We start from the raw sequence: 9,913 nt of genomic DNA, 5'->3' as shown, positions 1-9,913 counted from the left end.
CCACCGGCACCAGCCACAGCGTGCGCGACTTCGCCGAACACTGCTTCGCCCACCTCGGCCTCGACTACCGCGACCACATCCGCTTCGACGAACGCTACCTGCGTCCCTCCGAGGTCGACGACCTCGTCGGAGACGCCTCCAAGGCCCACCGCGTCCTCGGCTGGAAACCCACCACCCACGCCCCCGAACTGGCCCGCCTCATGGTCGACGCCGAACTCGACTCGATCCTGCGCCCCTCCATCCCCGGGACGCCGCACCGGGCATCGGCGGCCGCCGGCAGCAGGGTGACGGCATGACCGCTTCCTGCGGGATCCGCCGCGGCGCCACGCGCATCACGCACCGGGCCACCGAGCCCGGACGCCACGAGGCCACCGACCGCATGTGCGACGCGTGAGCCTACTGGTTCGTCGACGAGCCGCACCGGTTGGACGAGGCCTGTTCGCAGGCCGTGGCGGCCGTCGACACCGGCGGCGTGCAACGGAACCCCCACCGGTATCCGCAGCCGGCCTCGGTGCCGGCGCGCATGTTCGGTTCCACCGGAGTGTACGTCGACTACGGCGCGGGACACGGCTGCTCGTCCCGGTTGCTGCGCGACGTCGGCCTGGACGCCTACTGGCAGGACGCCCGCTGCGAGAACCTGTTCGCCCGGGTATTCGAGTGGGACGTCAGCCGGTGGGAAGACGGCCACCGCGGTCACCGCCGGGGAGGTGATGGGGCATGTGACCGACCCGCTCGCCTTCGTCGACACCTGCCCGCGGGAGACCGGAGCGCATTCGCTCGTCTTCACCCAGCACCTGCACGATCTCAGCGCCGATCCGTCATGGTGGTACCTGGCACCGCAAGCCGGCCGGCACATCTCCTTCTACGCCCCCGCACGATGCGTGTCCTCGCCGAGCGCCTGGGCATGGCGCACCACGCGGCCGGCACGCTGCATCTGCTGACGAAGCAGGACTTCCGCCCAGGGGGCCTTCGCGCGTCGCCTGCGACTGCCCCGTCTCTCCTGCCCCTTGCTCAGGCGCCGGCCGCGCTCGCGTGTCATACCGGACCACCGGCTCCCCATCTGCCGGGCCTGCCGTTGATCATCCCCGGGGCGTCAGGTGCACCCACAGGTGCCAGCCCAGGAGTCGTTCACCGGCCATGCCGTGGACGGGCAGCGGCGGGGCGTGCATGAACCGCTTCTGCGCGTGCTCCACCTCGAAGAGCGGAAAGTCCCGCCGGACCTGGCGGACGTCGTAGACCCGGGAGTACGGGTTGTCGGGCCCGTCGGTGTTGCGGTGGAGGAACTCGGTCAGCCTCAGGTACCGCAGGAGACCGCACCGGCGGGCGCCGGCCGCATGGGCGTCGAGAAGCGGGTGGGACCCACCGAGCAGTCCGGCCCGGACCAGGGGGTAGGCAGCCAGAAGGGCCGCGCGCCGCAGCACGGCGATCGACACCAAGTAGTTCAGTGACCAGCGCGCATAGAGCATCACCACCAGCGTTCCGCCTGGTCTCAGGACACGGTGGATCTCCCGCTGGGCCTGCAGGATGTCCGGTACGTGGTGCAGTACGCCGTGGCTGAAGACGAGGTCGAAGGAGTCCTGAGCAAACGGCAGGTCCAGCACGCTTCCCTGGTACAGGCCCTCGTGGGGCAGTCCGCGCAGTGCGAGGCGCGTCCCCGTGCGACGGACGGCGGTCTCGGTGAGGTCGACCCCCGTCCACAGGGCGCCCGCGCGGATCAGCCGCTCGGCCTCCGCCCCCTGGCCGAGACCGATCTCCAGCACCCGCTTGCCGTGGGCGTCCAGACGGTCGAGGCACTGCGGAATGTGGCTCTCCAGGCGGTACTTGGCCATGTCGTACCGCGTGAAGAACCTCTCGTAGTCCTCCCGCCGGTCCCCGCCCGGCGTGCCGAAGAGGTTGTCGCCGCACGGGTGCGCGGACCAGAACTCTCGGATCTCTGACTGCTGCAACGGATTCTCCAGGTGGTCACGCAGGGGGCGGACGGAGCGGGATTCACACGCGAGAGCCCGGCGCCTGCGCACCGGTGTCGCGGGCCGTGCTCGGGCCTGTGGGGCCTGCCGGACCGGCGCGCCGCTGGGCGATGAGGCGCATGCGCCCGTCGGTGCCCTCCCCATCGGTGCCGCCCCCGGCACCCCGGTCCACTCCGACGAGGGCGTACGCGCAGGACAGGACCAGCCAGGACGGAAGCCCGATGAACGTGGTCTCGAAGGCGACATTGGTGAAGGCGGTGACACTCACGCCGACGGTCGCCCCGAACCAGGAGGCGGCGGCCGGATGGTGCCGGGCGCGCCAGGTCCTGCGCAAGGTCGCGGCGACGATCAGGATGAAGGCGAATCCGGCCGGCCAGCCGAGATAATAGATGTACCCGATGAACGAGTTGTGCGGGCCGGATTTCCCGGAGATCGGATGCATGACGGATCGGACCACCTCGATGGGATGTCCCGCCCCGGCACCGAAAAACGGTCTCTGCCACGCCACGTGAAGGGCCACCCGCCACATTTCAAGACGCAGTCCCACGTTGGCACCGGCTTCGGTCTGCATATCCGCCGAGCTCGACAACCGTCTCACAAGGCCCCCCACCACGGGCGTGTCGGACAGATTCCCGCCGGAAAGGGAGAAGGACAGCAGGGAAACGACCCCGGCCGTCGCGGCAATCCATGAGATGACCGGCCAGCGGATGACACGTCGACGACTCGACCTACCGGCGACCGCGGTCGCGGAAATGGCCGCGGCAACGGCCAGGAGGGGGCCCCGCTTGCTCGCGAGGGCGGTCAGCAGGGCGGCTCCGGCCAGGACCCACAGGAGCAGTCGGCTGTCTCCCGTGCACCGCATCTGGACCCCGAAGGCGCCGGCGATCGCCAGGTAGACGCCCGAGGCTGCGGCAATCATCGGCGTGTGCGTGATCCAGGCCAGAAGGACACCGCAGGTCGGCACGTACAACAGCCACCGCCAGCGGAGGTTTTCCTCGACCGGCCGGGTGAGACACCAGGTGGCGGCGAACCACCCGAAGAGCGGGTAGAGGCCCAGGATCGCCCCTTTGAGGGGATCGGGATACCCCGCTTCGAACCCGCGGTACACCGCCTGGGCCGACGCGACCGCGAGGCCCACGGCGACCGCCCGGAACCAGCGCAGCCGGGGCTCGGAGAACGCCCGCGGCCCCCACACGTGCACGGTCACGAGCAGCGCGCAGCCGGCGAGGGCGTCCATGAGATAGAGCGAGCCGACGCCTACCGTCGCGTATTCCCTGTCCAGCAGAAAGAGCGGTGCGAGGCAGGATGCCCACAGCAGCCCGCCCGCTCCGCGCATACAAAGAGCGAGCAGGAGGCCGGAAGCGACACATACCGCAGCACATACGGAAACGAACAGTGGAATACCAGCAGTCACGCCGACCGCGCTTCCCTTCAATGACCGGATCCTGAGCCCGGAAACATCCGGCGACCCAGCCTCAAATATCGTATGAATAACGCAGACCGGGACGTGTTGCAGTGGTCTTCCATACGGGCCGAGTGGTTCGGTTGACTTCCCATGATTCCACTCGGACTCCAGGATCCCGCATCACATACTCCAAGGAACGGGGAATGTTTCTCATCCGCCCAAGGCTCCTGCGGCGACCCGCCCGTCCGGCCGTCCTGGTCTTCCGGCACAGTGCGCATCTGGGCGGCATGGGCCGCGCAGCCGAGTTCTTCACGCCCCTGCTGACGAGCCGGTGCCACGTGTCGGCGGTCATCTCGCTCTCGGCGGACCGCAACGGATCGCAGAGGTTCACGGCTTCCTGGCCCGCCAAGGTCCGCGCTACCGCGGCGGCCCTGGGCGAGGGCGCCTACCTGCTGGCCCGGCGCGTCCAGACAGCCGTCTACCTACCGGTCTCGCAGTGGGGTCTGCACCTGGTCCGTGACACGGTTCTCATCATCGCGGCCAGGGCGGTCGGCTGCACCGTGGTTCTGCATCTCCACGGCGCGCAACTGCCCGCGAGGCTCGCCGCGAACCGGATGCTGCGGGCATTACTGGGCGGGTCCCACTGGCTCGTCCTGAGCGAGGCGGTCGCGGCCCAGCTGCTGGCCAGCGGCTGCCCCACCGCGTCCGTGACGGTGCTGCGCAATCCCGTTCCCCCTGCGGTGCCGCCGACCGGGGAAGGCCGCACGTCGAGTGTGCTGCGTGTCGGCTGGCTCGGCACGATGACCCGGTTCAAGGGATTCGACCTGGTCTGCGGTGCGGTCGAGAGGACGCGGGCGCAGGGCCTCGAGGTCGAGTTTCGTGTCGCCGGCATGCGCCGTGACGTACCCGTCGCGGACATGGCCTGCGTCGACGAGGACCTGGGGGTCCTGGATCTGTCGGACGCCCTGTCGTTCTGGGCGGAGGTCGACGCGTTCGTCATTCCGGCCCGCTGGGTCGAGGGACTTCCCTTCGTCCTGCTCGAAGGGCTCCAGGCGGGCTGCGCCGTGGCAGCGACCCCGTCGCCGGGAAGCGCCGAGCTCTTCGCCCGGGGATGCGTGGAGCCCGTCGAGGCCTCGGTGGAGTCGGTGGCCCGGTTCCTCACGGCCTGCCGGGACGACCTGGAGGGGATCCGGCGACGCCAGCAGAGGGCATGGCAGGAGCTGCGGCCGCGGTACGAACCCGGGCGCGTCGAGGAGGAGTTCGTGCAGTTCTGGCACAACCTGGGTCTGGGGCGGCATGAGTGAGGGCCCGGGCCGGGCGGTCACGGTGTGCGGGCTGCCCGTCCATCCGCTCACCCTGGAGGCGTCGGTGGCGGCCGCCGAGGCGCTGATCGCAACCGGCGGTCCCCACCAGCACGTCGTGCTGAACGCGGCGAAGGTCGTCAAGGCGCACGACGACCCGGAACTGGCGCGGATCATCCGGTCGTGCTCGCTCGTCAACGCAGACGGGCAGTCGGTCGTGTGGGCCGGGCGTCTTCTCGGAAGTCCGCTGCCGGAGCGGGTGGCCGGCATCGACTTCATGCTGGCGCTGTGGCGCAGCGCCGCGCGCAACGGGTACCGCGTCTACCTCCTGGGCGCCGAGCCGGAGGTGGTCGCAAAGACCGCGCGCATCGCCGTCGCGTGGGGGGTCGAGGTGGTCGGGCACCGGGACGGCTACTGGGACGAGGCAGAGGAGGAGCAGGTGGTGGCGTCCGTCCGCACGACCCGCCCGGACATCCTGTTCCTCGCCGTGCCGAGTCCGCGCAAGGAGTGCTTCCTCGCACGCCGGCAGAACGACCTGGGCTGCGCCCTGTTGGTCGGTGTCGGCGGCTCCTTCGACGTGGTGGCGGGGCTGCGCAGCAGGGCACCGCGGTGGATGCGAAGGGCCGGTCTGGAATGGTTCCACCGGATGGTCCAGGAGCCGCGCCGGATGCTCCTGCGCTATGCCGTGGGCAACGCCCGGTTCATCGCGCTCACCGCCGCCCACTGGAGGCGGCGGGCGGGTCGGTGAGCGGCCGGGCTGTGAGGGGACGGCGCGAGCGCCCCGGCGCCACGCGGCCTGGTCGGTCCGGCGGAGTTCCTCGTCGTCGTACTGCCTGGTGAACCGGACCGGTGCGGCCGGGCGGAACCGGCAGGCCTCGTCCGGACGCCGGATCAGGAGCGCCGGGGCGTGACACCGGAACCCGAGTGGTCCCGGCGCGACCGGGCCGGGGCCGAGGATCCGGGCCGCCGGCCGGTGGGGCGCGGGCGAAGGCTGCCACCGGAAGGACCGCCGGCACTTCGCCGGTCGATGCGGAGCGTGTGAGTTTGGGAGACCAGGTCGGCGGTTGGAGCAGTGGTGCGGCAAGACCTTTTGTGACAGGTTCGGGTGAGAGATCCCGCTTCAGCGGGATTGTGTGGCCTGAGAGGGCGGGACACGGGAGTACCGCCCAGCATGACCAGTACCAATACCCTCTGCGGGGTCGCCCCGGCTCCGAAGCCGAAGCGCCGCGCCTTCACCGCCGACTACGAGCTGAGCGTTCTGGGACTGTGCGAGGCCGCCTCTCCCGCCGAGCGCGGGGCCCTGCTGCGGCGTGAGCGGCTGTACCACACTCAACCGTCTGACTTGACTTGACACCCACCGCCGGCGGCGGCCGGCTCGTCGGGTGCCGGTTCACGGTGCCGAGTTGGGGATGTCCGGTTTCATGGCGTAGGCGTGGATGGGGCTGCCGAGGGGTGTGGTGTCCTGTGTGCTGACTGGGATGCAGCCGGGCGGGTCCGCCGCGGTGCGGGGGCTGGACGGGCCGGCCGAGGTCGCGCTGAGGAAGGCGGTCGGCGTCACGAGGTCGGCGGAGCTGCGTGCTGTGGTCAGCGGACGGTCCTCGATCACCTTCCGGAACACCGCGGCCGCTGAGGGCGCCGGGCTCACCCAGTTGTTGTTGGATGGGTAGGGGACGTTGGGCATGGTCAGGAAGACCGTCCGGCTGGGCGACACTTCGTTCAGCCGCGCGGCGAGCGAGCCCAACTGGGACAGGCCGGCCAGGCCGTCGTCGACGGTCAGGGCCCTGGTCGCGGTGTTGAGCAGATGGTAGAGGGTGACCGGGTTGCTCAGCATGTCCGATGTCCTGAGCTTTTGGATGAGCGCGGTGAGGTAGGCGTGCTGGGCCTCTACCCGCCCCAGGTCGCTGCCGTCGCCGAAGCCGTAACGGGTGTGCAGGAACTCCATGGCGGCGAGGCCTTTGAGGGTGTGGGCCCCTTTGGTCAACTTGAGGCTGGAGTGGGGGTCGTAGATGTTGTTGTCCACGCAGATCTGGACTCCGCCGACGGCGTCCGTCATGGCCACCGCGCCGGCGAAGTCCGACATCACGAAGTGGTCGATGGTGATGCCGGTGAGGGCGTGGACTGCGGCGACCGTGCAGCCCGGACCGCCGTTCTGCAGGCTGGCGGTGATCGGCGTCTGCGGCATCGCCGGGTAGACGCGCCCGCTTTTCGGGTCGGTGCAACTGGGGATGTCGACGACGGTGTCGCGCGGGATGCTGAGCACCGTGGCGTCGGTGCGGTCGGCGGACAGGTGGACGAGCATCTCGGTGTCCGCATTGGCGCCGGCCGAGCAGTCGATCCCGACGTTGAGCATCAGGCAGTCGGCCGCGGTGGAGCGCGTGTCGGAGCCGATCACCAGGATGTTCATGGAGTTGTGACCGGCACGGTCCTTCTGCTCGCGTGTCTGTGTGGCCGGCCCCAGGTTGAGCGGTGCGTGGTGCAGGTTGCCGTTCAGGTGGAAGTACGCCCAGCTGCCGGAACCCACCGCGCCGACCATGACGACGACCGCCCCGAGTAGCGCCCGGCGAAGGATGCGGCGCCTGCGCGACGGCCCGGGCGCCGGCGGGGGAAGCGGACCACCGCTGGGCTCGGAGTGCGGCGAGTAGTGCTCGGTCATCCGTCCTCCAGGCCCACCGATGAGTGCGGCGCAGCTGCCGGGCCGCTGTCGCAGATCTGGTGCCAGTGTGCGGTTCGGCGACGCCGTCCGCCGTGCGTCGCGACCAGAAACGCGTGCTGCCTCACACGGTTGGCCGTGGGAACCGGCCCCGCGTGGGAGCCGCCGGCGGCATGAGGTCAGGCTGTCGCCCTGCCCCCGTGCCCAGCCCGGACGGCCCCACCGGACGGCGCCTCGTCCGCACCGGCGCCGACGAGGCTGACGGCAGGCATGACGCCGGTGAGCCGCACCTGATCCACGGTCGCCACGACGAGAGCGCCACCGACGAGGACGGCAACCACCTCTCCGCCGGCCTCGACGGCTCCGTCCCCCGGGCCGCGATCACCCCCGTGGTCCACGCTCTTCGAACCTGCGGGGCTCCAAGGTCCCGGGGCGGGAACGAAGCGGAAGACCGGTGTTGCTGTCAAGTGCTCTTGACGGCCGGTCGGTCGGGGCTTCCTTGGCGGCGCGCCGTTCCTCCCGCCGGCGCGCGTGGACCTTTTCCGGGGGGCCGGTGACGTCGGCGACAAAGCGGTGGACGCCGGCCTCGCCGTAGTGATGGCCGCCTCGCGCCGGCCGTCGGGCCGGATGCCGTACGACGTGCCGAGGAAGGAGAAGTGCCGGCTCCGTCCGGGATCTGTCTCTGCCGGCCGCAGGCACACGCGGCCGCAACACGGTTGCCGGCCTGCGGAGTCTTCGGTGGGTCAGCAGTTCAGCAGTCGCTGACGGGAAGTCGGCTGCGCGCGGCTGGCTGGGCGCACGCGAACAGCCGCCCAGGACCTGGCAGAGGGGCAGACGAGGCCATGGAGTGGCTGCGCCCGCTGGTGGTGGACACCGGCATCCTGCCGGCTGTCTCATGTCTGCTGCACTCGGTGCTCGGGCTGAGCCGACGCAGCCTGGGCGCGGCGGCGCGGACCGCGGGAGGGGTCGCGCCGTCGGCGTTCGTCCACGCTGGGTAATTGGTTGGGCCGGAGTGGTTAATCCTCGGCGACGCTCGCCGCGATCGGGTGGTGGGGGAGCGTATCCAGAAGATCCGTTTTGTGGATCATCCAGGAGCGTCATGCGAACTCGATTCACCACCCTGGTCCTGTCAGGGTTGACGTCAGCGGCCCTCGTGTGGGGCGCCGGCGGTACGGCCTACGCCTCGCCCGTCGCCGACCACAGCGCGGCCTCCGCCTCGACGGAGGCCCGGGGCGAATGGGTCGACAGCCTTCTGCGCCTGGCCGAGGGCAGCAGCCCCTCGGCGGACGGCGCCATGACCATCACCGGCAGCGGTGCTGTCCGGCCGATGCAGGCCGTCCGCCCGTTCCACCGCACCGACGTTGACACCGCGCCCGAGGCCGCCCTGGCCGACGGGCAGGAGCCCGGCGCCGCGCTGTCGGACGACACGGCCCAGGCCGGCGAGCCGGGCACTGAGGGCGAGCGGCTGACGGGGCGGGCGCCGTCGACGCTTCCCATGGACATGGGAACGCACGGCAGCAAGAACTGCCTCCACGAGCCCGGGCACGAGCACCGCGGGCACCTCACCGGCCAGGGCCTCGGCAAGAACTTCTGCCTGCCCGAGGTTCCCGGCATGCCCTTCGAACACGGCGAGCACGGCGTTCCCGGCATGCTTGCCGAGCACGGCAAGCACAACGAGCACTGCAAGCATGACGAAAAGTGCGGGCACGGCGAGCACGGCGAGCACTGCAAGCCTTGCGAGCAGGGCAAGCCTGACGAGCACGGCAAGCCAGACGAGCACGGCAAGCCAGACGAGCACGGCAAGCCTGACGAGCACGGTGGCCAGGACCAGAACTCCGCACAGCACCAGGGTCAGACCCAGGACGTCCACGTGACCGTCGTCGTGCAGAACAGCGTCACCAACAACAACGACAACAGCTCCAAGAGCACCGCCGTCAACCTGAACAAGGTCAAGTTCGTCGCGGAGGAGGTCGAGGCACGGCCGGAGCACAAGCCGGCCCACCACGGCGAGCACACGATGAAGTCCAGCCACCACGGCGAGGGCGAGGATCATCACGGCAAGCCCCCTCACGGCCAGCTCGCCGAGACGGGCGCCCCGAAGACGCCCGTCCTGCTCGGCCTCTCCGCCGCGTTCCTGGCGGCCGGCGCGGCGGCCACGCGGCTCAGCCGCCGGCGCGCTTCGCAGCGGTAGCCCACCCCGCCGACAGGCCAGAGCGCAGGAAGTCGGCCGGGCGACTCTGCTCGCGAAGTCGCTCGGGGTGGGTGTGGGACAGTAAGTGCCTTCCGGTCAGATCGGGTTGGTCGTCTGTGGGGGTGGGTCGTGCTGCATCCTGGTGAGGTGTCGGGAATTCCGGCGGAGACCATGGCGTGGGCTCGCAGGCCTACGACGTGATCGCCTTCACCGCCCTGGGAGAGTTCGGGATCCCGACCAGCTTCACCACAGGCTGGCTGGCCTCGAGCATCGCCTGGGGAGGCGGCAACCCCGAAGAACTGGCCGACGGCCTCGACATCGGCGCCCTCATCCAGGCCGCCACGGCCGACGAAGCACTCCAGCAGCTGTAGCCCCGCCCAGCGTCCAGCTCGCCAGTAC

11 protein-coding genes are annotated in these 9,913 nt (G+C 70.5%); 8 read left to right on the top strand and 3 right to left on the bottom strand.

Features of this window, described 5'->3' with window-relative positions; all coding sequences use genetic code 11:
- Positions 1-296: GDP-mannose 4,6-dehydratase (locus tag ACFV1W_RS39165; protein ID WP_380422199.1), on the top strand; the 296-nt coding region annotated here is incomplete at its 5' end.
- A 423-nt stretch (positions 297-719) separates the two neighbouring features.
- On the top strand, positions 720-941 hold the full coding sequence (locus tag ACFV1W_RS39160; protein WP_380422197.1) for a hypothetical protein: 222 nt from the start codon (positions 720-722) through the stop codon (positions 939-941).
- Positions 942-1,079: 138 nt separating this feature from the next.
- On the opposite strand, the gene ACFV1W_RS39155 is transcribed toward ACFV1W_RS39160, so the two are convergent.
- Together ACFV1W_RS39155 and ACFV1W_RS39150 are read right to left on the bottom strand one after the other, a co-directional pair.
- Complete coding sequence (locus ACFV1W_RS39155; RefSeq protein ID WP_380422195.1) at positions 1,080-1,946, bottom strand: class I SAM-dependent methyltransferase; 867 nt, start codon at positions 1,944-1,946, stop codon at positions 1,080-1,082.
- A 43-nt stretch (positions 1,947-1,989) separates the two neighbouring features.
- Positions 1,990-3,303 (bottom strand): O-antigen ligase family protein, encoded by a 1,314-nt coding sequence (locus ACFV1W_RS39150; RefSeq protein ID WP_380422194.1) that lies wholly within the window; start codon positions 3,301-3,303, stop codon positions 1,990-1,992.
- Between the two features lie 272 nt (positions 3,304-3,575).
- On the opposite strand from ACFV1W_RS39150, the gene ACFV1W_RS39145 reads away from it, so the two are divergent.
- The 3 genes from ACFV1W_RS39145 to ACFV1W_RS39135 all read left to right on the top strand — a co-directional run bounded on the left by ACFV1W_RS39145 (position 3,576) and on the right by ACFV1W_RS39135 (position 6,024).
- Positions 3,576-4,676 carry a glycosyltransferase family 4 protein gene (locus ACFV1W_RS39145; protein WP_380422193.1) on the top strand — a complete coding sequence of 367 codons (1,101 nt, stop codon included), beginning with the start codon at positions 3,576-3,578 and terminating at the stop codon, positions 4,674-4,676.
- Entirely contained in the window at positions 4,669-5,421 is a 753-nt protein-coding gene (locus ACFV1W_RS39140; protein WP_380422191.1) for a WecB/TagA/CpsF family glycosyltransferase, read from the top strand. The genes ACFV1W_RS39145 and ACFV1W_RS39140 overlap by 8 nt, the downstream gene beginning before the upstream one ends.
- Before the next feature lie 423 nt (positions 5,422-5,844).
- The gene (locus ACFV1W_RS39135) at positions 5,845-6,024 is read left to right on the top strand and encodes a hypothetical protein (RefSeq protein ID WP_380422189.1); all 180 of its coding nucleotides are present in this window, start codon (positions 5,845-5,847) and stop codon (positions 6,022-6,024) included.
- A gap of 39 nt (positions 6,025-6,063) precedes the next feature.
- On the opposite strand, the gene ACFV1W_RS39130 is transcribed toward ACFV1W_RS39135, so the two are convergent.
- Positions 6,064-7,326, bottom strand: a complete 1,263-nt coding sequence (locus ACFV1W_RS39130; protein ID WP_380422187.1) for an LCP family protein — start codon at positions 7,324-7,326, stop codon at positions 6,064-6,066.
- Positions 7,327-8,165: 839 nt separating this feature from the next.
- Here ACFV1W_RS39130 and ACFV1W_RS39125 point away from each other — a divergent pair.
- The 3 genes from ACFV1W_RS39125 to ACFV1W_RS39115 all read left to right on the top strand — a co-directional run bounded on the left by ACFV1W_RS39125 (position 8,166) and on the right by ACFV1W_RS39115 (position 9,885).
- Positions 8,166-8,321 (top strand): hypothetical protein, encoded by a 156-nt coding sequence (locus ACFV1W_RS39125; RefSeq protein WP_380422186.1) that lies wholly within the window; start codon positions 8,166-8,168, stop codon positions 8,319-8,321.
- A gap of 101 nt (positions 8,322-8,422) precedes the next feature.
- Positions 8,423-9,514 (top strand): hypothetical protein, encoded by a 1,092-nt coding sequence (locus ACFV1W_RS39120; protein WP_380422184.1) that lies wholly within the window; start codon positions 8,423-8,425, stop codon positions 9,512-9,514.
- Positions 9,515-9,690: 176 nt separating this feature from the next.
- Positions 9,691-9,885: a hypothetical protein gene (locus ACFV1W_RS39115; protein WP_380422183.1), complete on the top strand. Its 195-nt coding sequence runs from the start codon at positions 9,691-9,693 to the stop codon at positions 9,883-9,885.
- Positions 9,886-9,913: the final 28 nt, after the last annotated feature.

It is taken from the genome of Kitasatospora sp. NPDC059648, assembly GCF_042734825.1.
GTDB lineage: Bacteria > Actinomycetota > Actinomycetes > Streptomycetales > Streptomycetaceae > Kitasatospora.
The sequence above is the reverse complement of the archived record's forward strand: the minus strand, read 5'-3'. Positions and strand labels throughout refer to the sequence as shown.

What these genes read in the sequence shown, in the direction of transcription:
- ACFV1W_RS39150 (WP_380422194.1), bottom strand. Translation starts at nt 3,303, where the DNA reads ATGCGCGGAGCGGGCGGGCTGCTGTGGGCATCCTGCCTCGCACCGCTC.
- ACFV1W_RS39145 (WP_380422193.1), top strand. Translation starts at nt 3,576, where the DNA reads ATGTTTCTCATCCGCCCAAGGCTCCTGCGGCGACCCGCCCGTCCGGCC.
- ACFV1W_RS39140 (WP_380422191.1), top strand. Translation starts at nt 4,669, where the DNA reads ATGAGTGAGGGCCCGGGCCGGGCGGTCACGGTGTGCGGGCTGCCCGTC.
- ACFV1W_RS39135 (WP_380422189.1), top strand. Translation starts at nt 5,845, where the DNA reads ATGACCAGTACCAATACCCTCTGCGGGGTCGCCCCGGCTCCGAAGCCG.
- ACFV1W_RS39130 (WP_380422187.1), bottom strand. Translation starts at nt 7,326, where the DNA reads ATGACCGAGCACTACTCGCCGCACTCCGAGCCCAGCGGTGGTCCGCTT.
- ACFV1W_RS39125 (WP_380422186.1), top strand. Translation starts at nt 8,166, where the DNA reads ATGGAGTGGCTGCGCCCGCTGGTGGTGGACACCGGCATCCTGCCGGCT.
- ACFV1W_RS39120 (WP_380422184.1), top strand. Translation starts at nt 8,423, where the DNA reads ATGCGAACTCGATTCACCACCCTGGTCCTGTCAGGGTTGACGTCAGCG.